This is a genomic window from Bradyrhizobium sp. CCGB20, assembly GCF_024199855.1.
Classification (GTDB): domain Bacteria; phylum Pseudomonadota; class Alphaproteobacteria; order Rhizobiales; family Xanthobacteraceae; genus Bradyrhizobium.
This window is the reverse complement of sequence record NZ_JANADN010000001.1, coordinates 345,103-362,668: the sequence shown is the minus strand read 5'-3', so window position 1 is coordinate 362,668 and position 17,566 is coordinate 345,103. Positions and strand designations below refer to the sequence as shown.

17 protein-coding genes and 2 tRNA genes are annotated in these 17,566 nt (G+C 65.6%); 3 read left to right on the top strand and 16 right to left on the bottom strand.

From position 1 onward, the window contains the following. Positions 1–354: a DUF167 domain-containing protein gene (locus NLM15_RS01660; protein WP_254114924.1), complete on the bottom strand. Its 354-nt coding sequence runs from the start codon at positions 352–354 to the stop codon at positions 1–3. A gap of 19 nt (positions 355–373) precedes the next feature. Next, complete coding sequence (locus tag NLM15_RS01655) at positions 374–664, bottom strand: YggT family protein (protein ID WP_007598721.1); 291 nt, start codon at positions 662–664, stop codon at positions 374–376. A 188-nt stretch (positions 665–852) separates the two neighbouring features. Between NLM15_RS01655 and NLM15_RS01650 the strand changes: the two genes are divergently transcribed. Further along, positions 853–928, top strand: a tRNA-Ala gene (locus NLM15_RS01650). Between the two features lie 112 nt (positions 929–1,040). Here NLM15_RS01650 and NLM15_RS01645 read toward each other — a convergent pair. From NLM15_RS01645 to NLM15_RS01615, 7 genes are all read right to left on the bottom strand, one after another. Further along, positions 1,041–1,853 carry an enoyl-CoA hydratase gene (locus NLM15_RS01645; RefSeq protein WP_254114923.1) on the bottom strand — a complete coding sequence of 271 codons (813 nt, stop codon included), beginning with the start codon at positions 1,851–1,853 and terminating at the stop codon, positions 1,041–1,043. Between the two features lie 102 nt (positions 1,854–1,955). Continuing rightward, positions 1,956–2,750 (bottom strand): glutamine amidotransferase, encoded by a 795-nt coding sequence (locus NLM15_RS01640; RefSeq protein WP_254114922.1) that lies wholly within the window; start codon positions 2,748–2,750, stop codon positions 1,956–1,958. 117 nt (positions 2,751–2,867) lie between these two features. After that, positions 2,868–3,647: an SDR family oxidoreductase gene (locus tag NLM15_RS01635; protein ID WP_254114920.1), complete on the bottom strand. Its 780-nt coding sequence runs from the start codon at positions 3,645–3,647 to the stop codon at positions 2,868–2,870. 229 nt (positions 3,648–3,876) lie between these two features. Further along, positions 3,877–4,365, bottom strand: coding sequence for a TerB family tellurite resistance protein (locus NLM15_RS01630; protein WP_254114918.1), 489 nt, complete (start codon positions 4,363–4,365; stop codon positions 3,877–3,879). Positions 4,366–4,663: 298 nt separating this feature from the next. Beyond that, positions 4,664–6,073 (bottom strand): adenylate/guanylate cyclase domain-containing protein, encoded by a 1,410-nt coding sequence (locus NLM15_RS01625; protein WP_254114916.1) that lies wholly within the window; start codon positions 6,071–6,073, stop codon positions 4,664–4,666. Positions 6,074–6,124: 51 nt separating this feature from the next. Then, positions 6,125–7,495, bottom strand: a complete 1,371-nt coding sequence (locus tag NLM15_RS01620) for a cytochrome P450 (RefSeq protein WP_254114914.1) — start codon at positions 7,493–7,495, stop codon at positions 6,125–6,127. 35 nt (positions 7,496–7,530) lie between these two features. Then, on the bottom strand, positions 7,531–8,901 hold the full coding sequence (locus NLM15_RS01615) for a hydrolase (protein ID WP_254114912.1): 1,371 nt from the start codon (positions 8,899–8,901) through the stop codon (positions 7,531–7,533). Positions 8,902–9,049: 148 nt separating this feature from the next. Here NLM15_RS01615 and NLM15_RS01610 point away from each other — a divergent pair, with 148 nt between their 5' ends. Continuing rightward, positions 9,050–10,738, top strand: coding sequence for an MFS transporter (locus NLM15_RS01610; protein ID WP_254114911.1), 1,689 nt, complete (start codon positions 9,050–9,052; stop codon positions 10,736–10,738). Positions 10,739–10,831: 93 nt separating this feature from the next. Here the strand turns inward: NLM15_RS01610 and NLM15_RS01605 are convergent, their stop codons facing one another. Continuing rightward, the gene (locus NLM15_RS01605) at positions 10,832–11,047 is read right to left on the bottom strand and encodes a cysteine rich repeat-containing protein (protein ID WP_254114909.1); all 216 of its coding nucleotides are present in this window, start codon (positions 11,045–11,047) and stop codon (positions 10,832–10,834) included. Positions 11,048–11,214: 167 nt separating this feature from the next. Next, positions 11,215–11,532 (bottom strand): hypothetical protein, encoded by a 318-nt coding sequence (locus tag NLM15_RS01600; RefSeq protein WP_254114908.1) that lies wholly within the window; start codon positions 11,530–11,532, stop codon positions 11,215–11,217. 254 nt (positions 11,533–11,786) lie between these two features. On the opposite strand from NLM15_RS01600, the gene NLM15_RS01595 reads away from it, so the two are divergent. Further along, entirely contained in the window at positions 11,787–12,848 is a 1,062-nt protein-coding gene (locus NLM15_RS01595; protein WP_254114907.1) for a polysaccharide deacetylase family protein, read from the top strand. Between the two features lie 77 nt (positions 12,849–12,925). Here NLM15_RS01595 and NLM15_RS01590 read toward each other — a convergent pair whose 3' ends face one another. The 5 genes from NLM15_RS01590 to NLM15_RS01570 form a co-directional block, all read right to left on the bottom strand. Beyond that, positions 12,926–13,306 (bottom strand): hypothetical protein, encoded by a 381-nt coding sequence (locus NLM15_RS01590; protein ID WP_254114906.1) that lies wholly within the window; start codon positions 13,304–13,306, stop codon positions 12,926–12,928. 169 nt (positions 13,307–13,475) lie between these two features. After that, positions 13,476–13,551: transfer RNA gene (locus NLM15_RS01585), tRNA-Thr, on the bottom strand. Between the two features lie 99 nt (positions 13,552–13,650). After that, positions 13,651–15,453, bottom strand: coding sequence for a heme biosynthesis protein HemY (locus NLM15_RS01580; RefSeq protein ID WP_254114905.1), 1,803 nt, complete (start codon positions 15,451–15,453; stop codon positions 13,651–13,653). Between the two features lie 37 nt (positions 15,454–15,490). Next, positions 15,491–16,717, bottom strand: a complete 1,227-nt coding sequence (locus NLM15_RS01575; RefSeq protein WP_254114903.1) for a COG4223 family protein — start codon at positions 16,715–16,717, stop codon at positions 15,491–15,493. Between the two features lie 65 nt (positions 16,718–16,782). After that, the gene (locus NLM15_RS01570) at positions 16,783–17,544 is read right to left on the bottom strand and encodes a uroporphyrinogen-III synthase (RefSeq protein WP_254124120.1); all 762 of its coding nucleotides are present in this window, start codon (positions 17,542–17,544) and stop codon (positions 16,783–16,785) included. Positions 17,545–17,566 lie beyond the last annotated feature (22 nt).

Here is a 17,566-nt window from a genome sequence, read left to right as displayed (position 1 = left end):
TCAGTTCCCTTGGTCTGTCGATTTGGCCGAGGCAAGCTTACGCAGGACGTCGCCGAGCCGCGCCGGATCGCCGTCCACCGCAATCTGCTTCAGCCGCGAAGTCGCTCCGGACAGGAGCTTGACGCTGGCCTTGGGGACGCCAAGCGATTTCGCCAGCAGGACCAGAACGGCCCTGTTGGCCTCGCCGCCATCAGCGATGGCGCGCACCCGCACCTTGAGCACGCTGCGGCCATCGGCCAGCTGTTCGATCCCGTCGATATCGTCGCGGCCGCCGCGCGGCGTCACCCGCAGCGCGATGCTGATTCCCGTGGCCGAGTAGCGCCAAGGCTCCTTGAAAACAAGGTTCTTTGGCAATCAAGGCGCTCCCGCCTGCTTAGATCACGTTCGGGTAGATGTAGTACAGGATCACCCGCTCGATGAACATGATGAGCAGGATCAGGATGATCGGCGAGATGTCGAGGCCGCCGAGGCTGGGCAGGAAGTTGCGAATCGGCGCCAGGACCGGCTCGGTGATCCGGTACAGGAACTCCGCCACCGCCGAAACGAACTGGTTGCGGGTGTTCACGACGTTGAAGGCGATCAGCCAGGACAGGATCGCGGAAGCGATCAGCAGCCAGACGTAGAGGTCGAGCACGATGATGACGATGTCGAGAACGGCACGCATGGCTTTTAAAAACTCTGGCTGCGGTCGGGATTGACGCTTTTTGCTAGATATCGGTTCCCCTCGGCCCAAACAAGTGAAGTCGGTACCAGGATGGCTAAAACCGGGTTACACGCGTCCTTGACTTGACCTTGGCGGGGACTTAAATGGCGCCCGGTTGTCGGCCGCATTCACCAGAGCGGCCAGCAAACGGGGCCATAGCTCAGCTGGGAGAGCGCGTCGTTCGCAATGACGAGGTCGGCGGTTCGATCCCGCCTGGCTCCACCACGCTTCGCCCTTCGGGCTACGCGTGGCGCAGCCGCGCAGAGCTTGAAGGGCGAAGCGTGGTGTCCGGCGAAGCCCAAAGGGCGAAGACGGACTGGCTGAGGAACACTTCCCCCTACCTCCCCGTAAACCTCGGCGGCCGCTTCTCCATGAAGCTCGCCACGCCCTCCCTGAAATCGCTGCCGTTCAATGCGACCATCATCTCCCGGTTGGCCTCGATCGTCGCCTCCGCCAGCGTCTGGAACGGCACCTCGTAGAGTTGCCGCTTGATCACGGCCATCGCGCTCGGCGAGACGAAATCGGCAAGGTCGCGCGCATAGGCGTAGGTCTCCTCGCGCAGCTTTTCAGGCGAGCAGAGCCGGTTGACCAGCCCGATCCGCAGCGCCTCATCGCTGGTCACACGCCTCGCCGAGAGCAGCAGATCCATCGCATGGGCGTGGCCGACGATGCGCGGCAGCATCCAGCTGATGCCGTGCTCCGCGATCAGGCCACGCCGCGCGAAGGCCGTCGTGAAGACGGCATTGTCGGCGGCAAAGCGCAGGTCGCAATAGAGCGCGTGGACAAGGCCGATGCCGGCGGTCGCGCCGTTGAGCATCGCGATGACCGGCTTCTTGATCGAGGGATAGAAGCCGTAGCGCGTCTGCCAGTCCGGCCGGCGGTTCATGTCGAAGGGCGGCAGGTTCGAGGCGCGCCTGACGTCGTTGGGATCGAGCACTTTCAGCGCACCCATGTCGGCGCCGGCGCAGAAGGCGCGGCCCGCGCCGGTGATCACGATGACGCGGACATTGTCATCCGCGCTCGATGCCTCCATCGCATGGCGCACGTCGCGCTCCATGATCGGGGTCCACGCATTCATGCGATCAGGACGATTCAGCGTGATGGTCGCGATCTTGTCGCTGACGTCGTAGAGAATGTGCTCGTAGGCCATGGCGCTCTCCCTTTGTCTGCCGGCACGGTTTCGCGCGTGCTCGTTGGGAGCGAGCCTAGCATATAAAAGGATGAGGCAGGGGCTTGTCGCGCGAAGGCGCGATCACTCGGCGGCTTGCGCCAGCATTGGCCGGCGCGCCAGCCAGCCGTCGATGAAATGATCGAGCCAGGCGCGTTCGGCCGCATCGTACACGGCACGGTCCGCGAAATGGTGATGCCGCTCGCGCGCGCCGGGCGCGCCGAGGCCGTCATAGCCCCGCGTGGTCCAGCAATGCATCATTGCGTAGGTCACGTCAGGATGAAACTGCACCCCGAAAGCGTTGCCGGTGCGGAACGCCTGGATCGGAAAATCATCGCCTTCCGCAAGCAGTTCGGCGCCGACTGGCAGTTCAAATCCTTCGCGATGCCAGTGATAGACCTGCGCCGGCCAATTCGGGCAGAGCGCGTGGCCCGCGGGGGTCGGGCGGATCGGATAGTAGCCGATCTGGGTCAGTGCCTCCGCATGCGGCGCAACGCGGGCCCCTAACTGCATCGCCAGCATCTGCGCGCCGAGGCAGATGCCGAGGAACGGCCGCTGTTCGCGGAGCGGAATTTCGATCCAGTCGATCTCGCGGCGGATGTAGTCGTCGGAATCGTTGGCACTCATCGGACCGCCGAAGAAAACAGCGCCGGCGTGTTGATCGAGTGTCTCGGGCAGGGGATCGCCGAAACGGGGACGGCGGATGTCGAGGCGATGGCCGAGCGCACGTAGCGCATTGCCGACGCGGCCGGGCGTCGAGGATTCCTGATGCAGGACGATCAGAACCGGCAAGCGGGTTTCGGAGGCGGCGGCGCTCGGCGTCCTTCTGGGGAAGGGCACCACTTCTGCGCCACCAAACCTGTCCGTCCGGAACAACATGGCCCCTGCGAGTGCTATCGGTTCAGATCGCCAGCATAACTAAGCGATCGTTAATTTCGTGTGAGTTTGCGCACACACGTCCGATAGTGAAGCAAGCTCCGGGCCACTACGGACTCTTTAGTGCCTCTGCCGCTGGAACCGGCTGGTGGCGGACAGGATGAAGCCGCGCGGGAAGAAACGCAGCGCGAATGGCACGATCTTGATGCCGAGACCGGGCAGCACAGCCCGTTTGTTGGCCATCAGGCCACGATAGGCCTGCTGCGCAACTTCGGCGGCAGGAACATTGAGAAGGGCCGTGTCATGTCCGGCCCCGACGCCGGCGCGCGCCTGGAATTCGGTGGGCACCGGACCCGGGCAAAGCACGGTGACGCGAACGCCGCGCGGCGCGAGCTCCGCCCGCAAGGCTTCGGTGAGGGAAATCACATAGGCCTTCGACGCGTAATAGACGGCCATGCCGGGGCCGGGAAGAAAGCCCGCGACCGATCCGACATTGAGAAGACCGCCCTTGTTTCTGATGAGCTGATCGGCAAAGCGCAGCGACAGATCCGTCAGCGCCCGCACGTTGACATCGACGATGCCGACCTGCTCGGCGCGGTCGCGCTCGATTGCGTCACCGAAGACGCCGAAGCCGGCATTGTTGACGAGATGATCGAGCTCGACGCCTTCGGCCGCGAGCGCGGCGGCGATCTTCTCGCCGGCATCTGCCGCCTGCAGATCGCAGGAAATCACGATCGGCTTCTTGCCGCCCTTGGCGACCAGCTCGTTCGCGAGCGCTTCCAGCCGGTCCGCCCGGCGCGCCGTCAGCGCGAGGCGGTGTCCATTGGCGGCGAACACACGCGCCAGCTCCGTGCCGATGCCCGCCGAAGCACCGGTGATCAACGTTACCCGCTCAGCCACGATCGAAGTCTCTTGAATTGAAGTTTTCAGGCCCCGCAATCAGGGAACGAGAGCATAGGCCGTGCTCGACAGGCAAGCGGCGCCGGTGGCATGGCTGCTTGAGCAGGCGGCAGGGAAAGCAGGAAAACCGCGGATTCACGGGGGAATCCGGAACCCGCGCGGCCGAGGGCTACATTAAAGTTTTGTCATGTGGTCCGTACAACCGGCAATACGATCGTGCCGGCGTAGCTCACCCGCCGACGGCGTCGTCCTTGATCTGGGTACCGGCGCGGTCCGCGACCGCATGCTTCAGCTCGATCCGGTCGCGCTGGGAAATCCCGAGCAGGTCGGACGCCCGCCAGACGACGTTGTCCTCGAACTCGGTGACCTGGCCATCGGCATAGACGAGCTCCCACATCATCTGGACGATGCGCTTGCGGCCCCCTTCGTCGAGCGAGCGCATGATGACACTGGTGAAATGATAGAGGTCGACGGCCTCGCCCTCGACCTCTGTGGCGTCCGCGATCAGGCGATCCGCGGTGCCGCGATCCAGCCCAAAGTGGCTCTCGATCAGGCTGTGCAGCTTGCGCTGCTCGGTCGCCGTCGGTTGACCGTCCAGCGAGACCACGTGAACCAGCAGCGCGGTGGCCGCAAGCCGGTAATCGCTATCACCGAATGCGCGGTCCTGCGCCTGAGGGGCGACAATGTCCGCAATGAATTGGCGCAGGCCGTCGAGCATAAGATCCTACCGAAATCAATGAAGCCGCGGGGGTCGCGGCCGCCACCAGCACTATATGAGCGGGAAACCCGACCGCCGCAACGTGCGTCAGTTTCGCGCGCGCATTACGTTTCTGCAATCTGGCCGCTGTGATTAGGCGCGAGTAGCAAGCCGACCCTCAGATGTCGTCCCTGCGAAAGCAGGGACCCATAACCACAGGCTGTGGTTTGGCGACGATTTGGGCAACGACCATCCTGCCGATTTCAGAAATCACGCGGTATGGATCCCCGCGTTTCGCGCGGACGACAGCGAAAGCCCCTCACGGTATCTCGTACACCACCATCTTGTCGGCGATGCCGCGGAGCGCCGCCTGCTTCTGGATCGGCTTGATCGCACGCTGCTCGAGCAACTCGGCGACCGCGGGCGCATCGAGCACGGGGCCGGTGATGTGGATTTCCTGCGCGGTCGACAAGCTCTGCACGCGCGCGGCGATGTTGACGGTCTGGCCGAAATAATCCTGCCGCTCGTTGAGCATCACCGCGAGACACGGCCCCTCATGGATGCCGATCTTGACGATGAGATCCTCGGTGCCGCGCTGCTTGTTCAGCTCGTCCATCGCCGCGCGCATCCGGAAGCCGGCGACGATCGCGTGCTCGGGACGGACGAAGGTCGCCATCACGGCGTCGCCGATGGTCTTCACCACGGCGCCCTTCTCGGAGGAGATGATCTCGAGCAGCGCATGGAAATGCGCGCGCACGAGATCGAAGGCAGCGAGATCGCCGACACGCTCGTAGAGCGCGGTCGAGCCCTTCAGATCGGTGAACAGGAAGGTCAACGAGGTGATCTGGAGCCGCTGGTCGAGACTGAGATTGTCCGCCTTGAAGACGTCGCGGAATGTCTGGTTCGACAGCATGCGCTTGGCGGTGAGGAACGGCTTGCGCTTGCCGATCAGATGATGGAGCGCCTCGGCCGCGATGAATACCGACGGCAGCACGCGCACGCCGGCCTGGTTCTCCAGCGACAGCCGCAGCGGACCCGGCCGCATGGTCGTGGTTCCCGTCGGCGCCTGCACCTTATTGTACATGATGCCGAGTTGCTGACGGTCCTTGGTCGGCTCGCCCTGGACGTCGATGAACTGGGCAGCGTGCGTCACCGGCTCGAAGATGATGATGAAGTCGCTCGGCAGTTGCAGCGACATCGTCGCCTTCTCGCCGGCCGGCAGCTCCATCGTATCCAGCGTCACCTCGTTGGCCAGCGTCGCGAACGATTCCTTGTTGAAGTCGACGCCGGAGCTCCAGAACACCTGCTTGAAATATTCCCAGACCGGAAGCGTATCAGGGTCGTGCGCAGCGATGCGCCGGACGCGCGAGTTCACGGTGAACGACACCTCGACCTGGTCGTCGACCGAGGCCTTGTAACCGCAGGCGCAGAGCGCGCAGTGGTAGTCACCCGGCTTGAGCGCCTTCAGGGTCGAATGCGCCCCCAACACGCCACCGCAGCCCGGGCACAGCACGTTCCAGCCGAGATCGAACAGCCCGAGCCGCGCCGCGTGCAGGAAGGCGGAGATCGCATGCTCTTCGTCGACGCCATGCTGCGTGGCAAAGTCGAGGACATTGACGCGGTTGAGCTCGTGATCCTCGCCGTCCTCGATGAGACGCGCGATTGCGTCGACCACCTTCGCATCGGCGGTCTGCTTGAGAACGGAAAGCTGGGCCTGGATGTCGCTCATGGCAGGGGCTCTATCTGGGTTGGACCACGCCGTCGGCGAGGCGGGCGCCTGTCATCGACGCGTGATGCGGAACATGGGTGAATGGTCCGGCTGGGTCGTGACCACGCCGAGCGGAATCACGGGACTGGTCGTCTCGGCAAGCTCGACACGGAAAGCACCGATCAGCCGGGCCAGTGCCAGCACGGATTCGGCCTGCGCGAACGGCGCGCCGATGCAGACGCGCGGGCCCGCGCCGAACGGCAAATAGGCGAAGCGGTCGGGCGCTTCCGCCGACATGAAGCGCTTGGGAATGAAGGCGTTCGGCTGATCCCACAGCTTCTCGTGCCGATGCAGCAGCCAGGGCGCGATCATGATGATGTCGCCCTTGCCGATCTCGACGCCGGCCGCATTGTCCTTTTCGCGCGCGGCACGCGCGACCAGGAAGGCCGGCGGATAGAGCCGCATGGTCTCCTCAATCACCGCGCGGGTGAACTTCTGGCGATCGATGTCGGCCATGCTGTCGAGATGTTCGCCGCGGGTTTCGGAGGCGACCTCTTCCTGCGTCTCCGGATCGAGCGCAAGCAGGTAGAGCGCCCAGAACAGCGCGGTCGCCGTGGTCTCGTGACCCGCCAGGATCATGGTCGCGACCTCATCGACCAGCTGCTCGTCGGAAAAGCCCTTGCCGGTTTCAGGGTCGCGCGCCGCGTCCATGAGATCGAACAGGTCGCGCGGCGGCGCGCCGTCCTTCTTGCCCATCGCACGCCGCTCGGCGACCAGCATGGCGACGAATTCCGTCCAGCGTTTGCGGAAGCGGGCGCGCGCCCGATCCATCGGGGTCGGCCAGGACACCGGCAGCAGCATGTCGAGGAAATACGGCCGTCCCAGCCGCTCGCCATATTCCATGACGAAATTGCGCAAGGTCGCACCGTGCCGGTCCATGCCGAACGAGAACATCGTGCGCCCGGCGATCTCGAGCGTCATGCGCTGCATCGTCTCGCGCAGGTCGACCGGGTCGCCTGTTCGTTCATCGAGCTTCGCGATGGTCTCGTCGAGCACCGCCGTCATGTGCGGGACCAGATTTGCGGTCGCGCGCGGCGTGAAGGCCGGCGCGAGCGTCCGGCGCTGATGCGCCCAGGCGTGGCCTTCCGCGATCAGAAGTCCTTCGCCGAGCACGGGACGCAGCATGCGGATCCCCGCCGGCGTGCGGGTGTAGTTCTCATAGTTGCTGAGCAGGACGTGCCGGATTGCATCCGGCTGATTCAGGATGAAGCTGTTGTGGAGGAAGAAACGGCCCTTGATGACGTCTTCCTCGTACGCACGCTGCCCCCAGGTTGCGATCATGTTCTGCCTGAGGACCGCGACCCTGCCGAAAAACGACATGTCGTCGGGCGCGCGCGGCGGGGTCGGAGGGATGATGGGCCGACGCACACTGGCGATATTCATGGCTCCCTCCCGAGAGATGTGACGCAGGCAATTAGCTAGTAAGTCAGCTCGGCAACCGCAATCCTGTTCTCGGAGGCGGGCCAGGTGCGTGCCACAATTCGTTCTTCGCCGAACTGGGCCACGATGTTACGCCCGACCTCCGCGGCCGGAAGCCGCAAGGTTGCTGCCGAATCCGTGGGCACACCCGGCTTGACGTCGGCCGGCTCCTTGCCGTCGAGCAGCACCACGTCCCGCGGCAGGCCGAAATAGCCGCGCGGTCGCGACATGATCACAACGGCGCCGGCATCCTTGTCCGCCGGCCCGAGCGGGCGCGCGGCACGCAGATGCACGACATCGGACGAGCGCGGGAAGGGCGAGCGGTAAATGTGCGTCGTCGGCGCATCCGGCGATGTCAGGACGAATTCGAGCGACCAGGACGGCTCGACCTGCGCCGGACCCCAGCGGCCGTCGGCGCCGGTCTTCGCGCTGTGCACGGCGCCGCCCTTGCGCTCACCGGTTTCGGGATCGACGCGGAAGACGTCGACGGTTGCACCTGTCACCGGACGATTGGTCGATACGCCGCCCGGTGTGCCGGTCACGAGGCCGCTCAGCCTGACGCTCTGGTCCGGCACGATCGCGAGGCGCGCGGGCTCGCGGCCGGCGATGAATTTGTAGATCTCACGGAAGGCGCGCGGGTGGAACGCCACTTCGCGATGATCGAGCGCGCCGAGCACGAGGTTGGTGGCGCCCTTCAATTCCGGCCCTTCAACGGTGACGCCGGTCGGCGTGCCGGGCTTGCCGATGAACCGGCCGTCGGCCTGGGCGTATTTGTCCATGCCGTCGCTACGCAGCGTAAGGAAGGCCACGCCCGGCGTCACCTCGCTCTCGCCCTCGTTCAGGCCGCGCAGGTATGTGCCGCGGCCGTTGAATTCGTTGTACGGCTGATCGTCGGTCGCGAACACGCCGTGATTGGGCGTGCCGCACAGGACGGCATGGCTGACATCGCCGGCGCCGCCATTCCTGATGACGTTGCGGATCGCATAGCCGCCGCGCGAGCTACCGACCAGTGCCACGCGGGCCGCGCCGGTGCGGCGCTTCAGGTCCGCGATGGCAGCAGTGAGCTCGCGGCGCTGGTCCTCGGTCGAGGAGCGGTTCGCCTGCTCGACCTTGTCGTCACTGCGAGCCAGCGGATCGGTGAAATTGATCGCCGCCATGCGGTCGCGCGCGATACCGTTGGATTCCATTCGCCAAAGCGTCGTCATCCAGAGCGCGTCGTAGTCGCCATTGCCGTGGACGAACAGGACCGGCGGCACCTCGGTAGTCTGCGCCGCGGGCGTGGTCTGGGCGTAGGCGGCCGTCCGCAAGCTCGCAACCGCGAAAGGCAAGCTGCCTGCCCCTAGCAAGATCAACCGTCGCGACAGCTTCATATATTCCTCCGAGAAAACCATGCCTTTGCACCGCTTATACCGGCCTAACCACTGGACAGCGAAGGACTTTCGCGGGCATCACTGAATTTGCCGGAATCACCCAAAGATCACTCCAAGCCCACTTCTGCCAGCCCATATGGAAGGGGATATGACCGAGCAGCCGAACCGTCAGAAATTCGCCGGCGACGGGATCACCGCGCCCTTGCGGTACACCGTGTTCCGGCGCATCTGGCTCGCCAGCCTGCTCTCCAATCTCGGCCTGCTGATCCAGGGCGTGGGCGCGGCCTGGGCGATGACGCAGATGGCGGCCTCGGCCGACAAGGTGGCGCTGGTGCAGACCGCCCTGATGCTGCCGATCATGCTGATCTCGATGCCGGCCGGCGCCATCGCCGACATGTATGACCGCCGCATCGTCACCCTGGTCTCGCTGGCAATCGCCCTGATCGGCGCGACCGCGCTCACGGTGCTGGCCTGGCTCAACCTCATTACCCCGGAATTGCTGCTCGCCTTCTGCTTCGTCGTGGGCAGCGGCAACGCGCTGTTCGGTCCGGCCTGGCAGTCCTCGGTCAGCGAGCAGGTGCCGCCCGATGCGCTGCCGTCGGCGGTCGCGCTGAACGGCATCAGCTACAACATCGCGCGCAGCTTCGGTCCCGCGGTCGGCGGCGTCATCGTCGCCGCGCTCGGCGCGGTGGCCGCCTTCGCCTGCAACGCCATCCTCTATCTGCCGCTGCTGGTGGTGCTGCTGCTCTGGCGGCGCAACACCGAGCCGTCGCGCCTGCCGCGGGAGAAGCTCAACCGTGCGATGGTCTCGGGCTTCCGCTACATCACCAATTCGCCGCCGATCAAGATCGTGCTGTTGCGCACGCTGGTGATGGGCCTGATCGGCGGTGCCATCATGGCGCTGATGCCGCTGGTCGCGCGCGACCTGCTGCATGGCGGCGCGCAGACCTACGGCATCATGCTGGGTGCCTTCGGCATGGGCGCCGTGGTCGGCGCGCTCAACATCCACGAATTGCGCAAGCGCATGAGCGGCGAGGCTGCGATCCGGGCCTGTACGATCTCGATGGCATTCGCGATGGCCGCGCTTGCCGTGAGCACGGAGCCGGTGCTGACCGCGACCGCGCTGGTGCTCGCCGGTGCGGTCTGGATGGCCGCGGTCGCGCTGTTCAACATCGGCGTGCAGCTCTCGGCGCCGCGCTGGGTCGCGGGCCGTTCGCTCGCGGCGTTCCAGGCCTCGATTTCCGGCGGCATTGCGATCGGTGCCTGGGGCTGGGGCCATCTCACCGACTATGCCGGCGTCGAGATCGCGCTGCTGACGGCCGCCGGCCTGATGCTGATCTCGCCACTGCTCGGATTCTGGCTCACGATGCCGCGCGTCGGCGCGCGCAACGAGGATGCGGACGTGCTGGCCGATCCGGAAGTCAAACTATCGCTCACGGCGCGCAGCGGGCCGCTGGTGGTCGAGATCGAGTACCGGGTCTCGCAGGAGAACGCGCGCGCCTTCCACAATGTGATGCAAGACGTGCAACTCTCCCGGCAGCGCAATGGCGCTTATGGCTGGTCGATCGCGCGCGACATCGCCGACCCCGAATTGTGGACCGAGCGCTACCACTGTCCGACCTGGCTCGACTACTTACGCCAGCGCAACCGCTCGACCCAGTCCGAGCGCGCGCTGCATCAGGAGGCGATCGCCTTTCACATCGGACCTGATCCGGTGCGGATCCGCCGCATGCTGGAGCGTCCGTTCGGCTCGGTGCGCTGGAAGGAAGAGACGCCGGATCGTGCCAGCGCCGAGGTGCTGCCGGTGGTCGCCACCGCGGCGGGGAGCAGCACGTAGATTTTTTTAAGTTCGTAGCCCGGATGAGCGCAGCGACATGCGGGACAGAAGTCCCGGATATCGCTTCGCTCATCCGGGCTACGACGCCACGTCTTACTGCCCGTGGTCCGTCAGCACCTTGTCGCAGCCTTTGCTCAGCCGGGTGCGGTTCTGCTTGAGGCAAGCGAGCACGGCGCCATCGCCATTGTTCATCACGGCGCGGCAGAAGCGCGTGACGTCGCGCGCGCAGGCATCGTGCCCGGGCTGCTGCTGCGCGGATGCCCCCGATGCGCACAGGATCAAAGAAACAATGAAAAGAAATCTGGTCATCGCGTAATGCCTCTTACCCCTCGAGATGAGCGGGCGAAGCTAGTGCGACGATCCCGGAGCCGCAACGGCTTTATTGATGGGCTGCATGGCGCCACCGCGTGGCCCCGGCTTGACGCCGGGGCACATCGCGAGGGGAGCTAACCGACGCAACGATCGCTACGTCGCTCTTATTGGTTCTGGGCGTCAGCGACCTTGCGTGAGGCGCCCTTGGCGAGGTCCTTGTCCATCACCGCGCGGCAGCCCGCGCTGAGGTCCGACCGATGCTTCATCATGCACGCGGTGATCTTCGGGATGTTGGGGATTTCCGAGGAGCACAGGCGGAAGGCATCGCCGGTGCACTGCTGCTGCGCTTCAGACGAGAAGGCGAAGCTCGCGCTCGTCGAAAGGATCGAGACGATGGCCGCAAGGCCCAGCGCCAGGCTGGTGTCGCGGATCCTGCTCGTCAGGGACTTTGCAGAGGACTTGTCGGAGAAAGACGTGGTCATTTGAAGCTCCCAATGGCGCCGCTGGGAACGGAGCCCGTTGTTGATGGGAACTACGATGCTCCAGCAAAACAGTTTCTACTGTGATGACCATCACGGGAGACCGGTCCTCTGTGACATCGGTCACTTTGGCGCACCTCGCTGAAAATCCGGCGCAAACGCTGTCGTGTTGGTGTCACGTTAACTGTTCCTTCGCATTAATGGCTCGTCGCGCGGGAAATTCCGCCGGGTTGGTTGCGTAATTGGAAAGAATAGCGATGCGTAATGCGTTGGGCCTGATGCTGGCCAGTGTAGTTGCCGCGGTCGTGATTGCCGCCGGCGGTTGGTTTTATTATTCCTCGCGCGCCGATCAGGGCGCTCCCAAGACAGTTGCCGCCCGTGCCGCCGATCCATTGCCGGCACAGGCGAAGCTCGCCGCCAAGGACGACGTTGCGACCACCGCGACGATCGCGGCCAAGCCGACGGCAATTGCCCAGGCACCCGCGCCTGCGCCCGCCCCGGTCGCGCCAGTTCAGCCGAAGCAGGCCTGCGCCAACCCGAACGCGCTGGGCGTCTCCCGCGTGGTCGAGATCGACACCACCGGCGGCCCCGGCTTCGGCTTCGACCATTTCAAGCAGTTCGACTTCCTCACCGACAAGGAGGTCGTGCTGACCTTCGACGACGGTCCCTGGCCGGTGAACACGCCCGCGGTGCTGAAGGCGCTCGCGGATGAATGCACCAAGGGCCTGTTCTTCTCGGTCGGCAAGCATGCGACCTATCATCCGGAAATCCTGCGCCAGGTACTGGCCCAGGGCCACACGGTCGGCACCCACACCTGGTCGCACGTCAATCTGAACGGCAAGAAGATGACCGAGCAGATGGCCAAGGACGAGGTCGAAAAGGGCATCAGCGCGGTGAAATTCGCGCTCGGTGCCAATCCCGCGCCGTTCTTCCGCTTCCCGCAGCTTCAGCACAATCCGGCAATCGTGAGCTATTTCGGCACCCGCAACGTCGCGATGTTCTCGACCGACATCGACTCCTTCGACTTCCGGAAGGGTGCGACGCCGGAGAAGATCATCGAGACGGTGATGACGCGGCTCGACAAGCTCGGCAAGGGCATCATCCTGATGCACGATTTCCAGAAGCACACCGGCGAAGCGATGCCGGCGCTGCTCGCACGGCTCAAGGCCGGCGGCTACAAGGTCGTGCAGATGAAAGCGAAGACAACGCTTCAGACGCTGCCTGAATACGACGAGGCGCTGATGAAGGACATGAAGGTGCCGACCGCCAGCACGAGTATGCGTCCGATCTCGAGCGTGGTGCAGACGGTTTCGCAGTAAGCACTGTTCAATCGCCGTTCCAAAACGTGCATGGCCGGGCTTCGCCCGGCCATTTGCTTTTTGGGGGTAGGGATCGCTTACCAGTAGATGCCGTGGCGATGCAGCTCGCTGATGATGCGGCGCTCGGTCCATTCATGGTTACGTCTCGGCTTGTTCGCTCTTGCCGTCTTCGTAGCAGGCTTGCTTGTCACCGGCGGGGCCGAGGCCGTCGTTGTCGTGGTCGCTGCGGGAGTGCTCGCTGCAGCGGGTGCAGGAGCCGAGACTGCCGACGGACGTTCGATATACTTCGGAGCTTCGACCGCCGGCACAACTTCGCTGGTTTGCGTCGTTGCAGCGGTGCTTGTCGTGGTGGCCTGCGGAGCCGGCGCGTTGACCTGGCCCAGCGACAGGCTGCGGTCGCCTGCATGGGCAGACGCGGAAGCCAGGACCATGGCGGCAACCAGAATGATCTTGCGCATGTGAGATCTCCCCGAGTTGGCGTGATCGGGACATTACGGATCTCGCGTTGGGGATAATGTGACCGGGATCACTCAGAGTGCCGCGCGATCTCGAACCTGCGCGCGCTCATGCCGGCCAGATGCCGCGGCCAAAACGCTGACTTATGACGATTGGTTGAATTGGGAGCGCTGGTGCCGCAAGAGGGATTCGAACCCCCGACCCCGTCATTACGAATGACGTGCTCTACCGACTGAGCTATTGCGGCGAACCCTGCCGGAACCAGGCAATGCCGGTCCCGATACGCGCGCTCCTGATATCGGGCATGGCCCGAATTGGCAAGGTGGAGCAGGGTCCGAAATGCGTCTCACGCGCCCCAACGGGACCAGAATCCGCGCCAACCACCGGCCTGGGCCTTTGCATGGGCGGGCGTTCCGATTTGTTCCGTAAATTCATCGCTGGGACCCTCGTCATCGATCCCGGGATCATCGGGGGCGCGGACGATCGGGATGACAGCCTGGATCGGCGCCTGTGCGGGCTTGCCGAGGTCGGCGCGGGTCCGGAACACCGGGGTTGCCGCCACCGGCGATGATTCGGCCGCCTCCGGGGCCGGCGCGACCGGCTCGGCAGGCGCGACCGCGGGCTCTTCCTTGACAGTCTCCCTGACGGTCTCCTGGGCAGCTTCCTTGCCAGTCTCCTTGGCCTCAGCCTCAGGAGGTGAATTGTCCTGCGCGGCTGGCACCGGAGTAGTTACAACCGGTTCCACCGGGGCTTCGCTCGGGGCTGCCGTCACCCGCTTCGGCGGCGGAGCGGCCAGCATGGCTTCCTCGAAGGCCGAGGATTCGATCGTGGCGCCCTTGTCGGAGGGCAGGCTCGCGACCGGCGTCTGCCACTGGAAGGCATCGAGGCGGCCGGTGACCGGCGAGACCGGACGCCAGCGGTCGCTGACATAGCCGTCCGCGGTCCAGGCCGGATCGTGGCGGGCGCGCACCGCGCGCAGGGTCCAGGCGCGGGCACGGCCGCCGTCGCCGTGCTCGGTACGCTCGATCTCGGCCATCAGCAGCGCGACGCGCTGGGTCGGATCGTTGACGTAAGGCGCCAGCACGTCGCGCGCACGGGCGAACTCCGACGCGTCGATTGCGGCGCGCGCGATCGCCAGCTGGCCCTCGACATGGCCGGGCTTGTCGGCGGTCTTGTCGTTTGTCTTGGCCGCGAGCGTCTCGACGCGCTGCAAGCGCTGCCGCGCGGAATCGCCGAGCTTCACATGCGCGTAGGCGTCGGCAAGATCCGGATGCGGATTGGCGAGCCACGCAGCTTCGACCAGCTTCATCGCGCGGCGCACCTGATGCGCTTCGCTCTCGAATTTGGCGGCGAGCACCGCGGCCGGCACCAGCGTCGGCGCAAGCTTGATCGCCTCCATCACGCTTTCGCGCGCGACGTCGCGGTCCATGGTTTCCAATTCCAGCGCGCGCGCCGTGAGCAGCACGCCGCGCTGCCGGCGATAGCCCGCCTTGTCGATCAGGCCCGCGGACAGATTCGAGTCCAGGATCGCGAGCGCGCCGCTCCAGTCGCCGCGCGCGCAGCGGAAACCGAGCACCGCGTGCGAAGCCCAGGTCGAGGACGGCGACAGCTTGATGGCTTCCTCCGCGATCATCACGGCGCCGACCGCATCGTCGGCACGCTGCGCCTCGATGAACAGGCCGCGCAGGCCGAGCAGGCGCGTATCCTCGCGCTCGGCCATGACGCGAAAGACGCGCTGCGCCTCGTCGCGATTGCCCTCGAGCTGGGCCGACTGCGCGTGCAGCAGCAGCGCGAGCGGATCGTTGGCGGCCAGCCGCCGCGCGGTATCGGCGTGACGGCGGGCGAGGGCGGTATCGCCATGGCCGATCGCGAGCAGGCCGTGGGTGATGGCGTGGCGACCGCGGGCATGGCGCTTTTCGTGACGGCGGCGGCGCATGCGGCCCGGCAATCGCCAGGTCGCGGTCAGGAGGCTCCAGAGCAGGACGATCGCCACGGCAAATATGCCGAGAAGGAGCACGAACACCGGAATGGTCGGAGAGGCTCGCCAGCCGCCCCAGGTCATCACGACTTCGCCGGGCTGGTCGGCAACCCAGGCCGCGCCGGCGCCAGCGAGTGCAATCAGGACGAGGAAGAGGACGATGCGAAGCATGGCGATCCCTATTACGCGCTGATTATTGCGCGAACCTTTACTGAGCAGGCTTGACCGGATCGGACTTGGCGAGATCCGCCATGGCATCGTCGGCGAATTTGCGTGAGGCGGCGAGGGCGGCGTCGCGGGCATCGGCCTTGTCGAGCCAGGCTTGCGCCGGTGCGCGATCGGCCTCCGGCAGCGTCTTCAGCTCGCGCCGCGCCTCTGCGAAATCGTTGCGGAGCGCCGCCGCCGTCAGCCGTGCGACGATGGCCCCGCGATCATTGCCGACACCGTCGGTGCGCTCGATGCGAACGAGTTTCGAGGCCCCCGCCTGGAGACGCTCGACGATGCCGGCGCTGGCCGCCGGGGCTTCCGCCGGCGGAGAGAGCTTTGGCACGATGTTGAGCAGCTCGCGGCTCAGCGCGACCGGCGTCGGGATCCCTGACGATGCAAAGGTGTCGAGCGGCTTCAGCAATTCGGGCTTGGCGGTCAGCGACCGCGCCGCGGACAGTTGCGACTGATAGGGGTCGCCATGGCGAACGGCGACGTCGAGCAGGGACGCTGCCACGACATAGCGCAGCGGCTTGTCGTCCATCGTCTTGGCATCGGCGATCTTCTCGCCCTGCTGCGCGAGCTCGGCGCGTTCGGTCTTGCTGGCGCGCTCGAGCTGCGCGACGCGGTTGGCGAGATCGGACAATGCCGCGGCGTCGCGCGGAGTGGATTTCGCGTCGTTCAACGCGCTCGCGGTCTTGTCGGACTGCGCGCGCAGATTGGCGACGTCGCCGCGCAAGGCATTGACGGATTTCTCCAGCGCGTCGATCCGCGCCACCATGGCCGGATCGGCCGCGGGCTTGCCCGCCTTGGCCTCGACCGCGGCGACACGTCCGCTGAGCGCGTCGACCGTTGCGCTCGTCACTTGCGGAGCGGCCGGCGGCGCCTGCACGGCGGGCCAGCCCAGCATCCAGCCGACCCCGATCACGACGGCCGCTGCAACGGCACCAGAGAACGGAGCGACGATCCAGGGCGATACGGGTGCGGCCGCAACGGAAGGCTGCTCCTCGGCGGGCTGCGGGTCCGGGTCAGCCGCCTCGGATTTGGACTCGTCGACCGTGGCCTGCTCCTGCGTGGCTTGCTCGGACGCCGCCTGAGCCTCCGGCTCGCCCGTCACCTCCTGCGGCTGGGTCGAGACTTCGGTTGCCTCAAGGTCGATGGTGGGCGGGGTGCGCCTGGCACGGCCGGACTCGGGAGCCAATCCTGCGTCTTCAGGCTTGTCGTCGGCCATCGTGACGGTTCCTCACACTTACATGCCCCAAACGGACCCGATTGCGTCGGATTCGGCTCGACCTCTTACGCCAAACGGGTCCGCAAAGCACGCTCCAAGGTATCAAATAAGGCATTTTCGTCCGGCGTCGCAGCCCCCAGAACCTGTGACGCGCCGGCGTCGCGCAGCACGCTGGCGACCGTCTCGGACAGGCAGCATTGCGGGATCGCCAGCGCCGAGATTTCGACGCCTTCGTCCCGTGCCGCGTCCAGGAAGGCCCGCGCGCTGCGACGGGAGTAATGCAGCACCGCGTCGATCCCATGCGCGGCAAAGCCTTCGCAGACATCGCGCGGCAGGATCTTGACCGGAGCCATGCGATAGGTGGTCTGCGTCACCACGCTAAAGCCCTCCGCGCCAAGCTCGCCGCCGAGATCGCGCGACAAATCCGCGCCAGCGAGATAGAGCAGCGTGCTTTTCTTCTTCAGCAACTTGTCGCGTGCGCTCTGTATCACCTTGTCACGCAAGGCCGCAGCGTCGCCGCCGGCGACGATCACATCAGTGAAGCCGGCGTCGCGCGCCACGGCAGCCGTGTGCTCGCCGACCGCGAACAGCGGCAGCTCCAGCAGGCCAAGATTCTTCAAGCCAAGATCTTGCAATTGCAACGCGATGGCGCGGATCGCATTGGCCGACGTGACGATGACGGCGCTGTAGTCCGCCTCACTCTCGTCATGGAAGGCGACCGGCTCGAACCTGAGCATCGGCGCGAGCAGCACCACATGACCCCGCGCCCGCAAATTCTCCGCCGTCGCCTCATTGTCGGGATGCGGCCGTGTGACAAGAATGGACATCGCTTGTGTTCCCGAACCTGGC

Bases quoted from the DNA above. Each gene is read 5' to 3' on its own strand.
- NLM15_RS01655 (WP_007598721.1), bottom strand. From the start codon at position 664: ATGCGTGCCGTTCTCGACATCGTCATCATCGTGCTCGACCTCTACGTC.
- NLM15_RS01645 (WP_254114923.1), bottom strand. From the start codon at position 1,853: ATGGCCTACGAGCACATTCTCTACGACGTCAGCGACAAGATCGCGACC.
- NLM15_RS01640 (WP_254114922.1), bottom strand. From the start codon at position 2,750: ATGTTGTTCCGGACGGACAGGTTTGGTGGCGCAGAAGTGGTGCCCTTC.
- NLM15_RS01630 (WP_254114918.1), bottom strand. From the start codon at position 4,365: ATGCTCGACGGCCTGCGCCAATTCATTGCGGACATTGTCGCCCCTCAG.
- NLM15_RS01625 (WP_254114916.1), bottom strand. From the start codon at position 6,073: ATGAGCGACATCCAGGCCCAGCTTTCCGTTCTCAAGCAGACCGCCGAT.
- NLM15_RS01620 (WP_254114914.1), bottom strand. From the start codon at position 7,495: ATGAATATCGCCAGTGTGCGTCGGCCCATCATCCCTCCGACCCCGCCG.
- NLM15_RS01615 (WP_254114912.1), bottom strand. From the start codon at position 8,901: ATGAAGCTGTCGCGACGGTTGATCTTGCTAGGGGCAGGCAGCTTGCCT.
- NLM15_RS01610 (WP_254114911.1), top strand. From the start codon at position 9,050: ATGACCGAGCAGCCGAACCGTCAGAAATTCGCCGGCGACGGGATCACC.
- NLM15_RS01605 (WP_254114909.1), bottom strand. From the start codon at position 11,047: ATGACCAGATTTCTTTTCATTGTTTCTTTGATCCTGTGCGCATCGGGG.
- NLM15_RS01600 (WP_254114908.1), bottom strand. From the start codon at position 11,532: ATGACCACGTCTTTCTCCGACAAGTCCTCTGCAAAGTCCCTGACGAGC.
- NLM15_RS01595 (WP_254114907.1), top strand. From the start codon at position 11,787: ATGCGTAATGCGTTGGGCCTGATGCTGGCCAGTGTAGTTGCCGCGGTC.
- NLM15_RS01590 (WP_254114906.1), bottom strand. From the start codon at position 13,306: ATGCGCAAGATCATTCTGGTTGCCGCCATGGTCCTGGCTTCCGCGTCT.
- NLM15_RS01580 (WP_254114905.1), bottom strand. From the start codon at position 15,453: ATGCTTCGCATCGTCCTCTTCCTCGTCCTGATTGCACTCGCTGGCGCC.
- NLM15_RS01575 (WP_254114903.1), bottom strand. From the start codon at position 16,717: ATGGCCGACGACAAGCCTGAAGACGCAGGATTGGCTCCCGAGTCCGGC.
- NLM15_RS01570 (WP_254124120.1), bottom strand. From the start codon at position 17,544: ATGTCCATTCTTGTCACACGGCCGCATCCCGACAATGAGGCGACGGCG.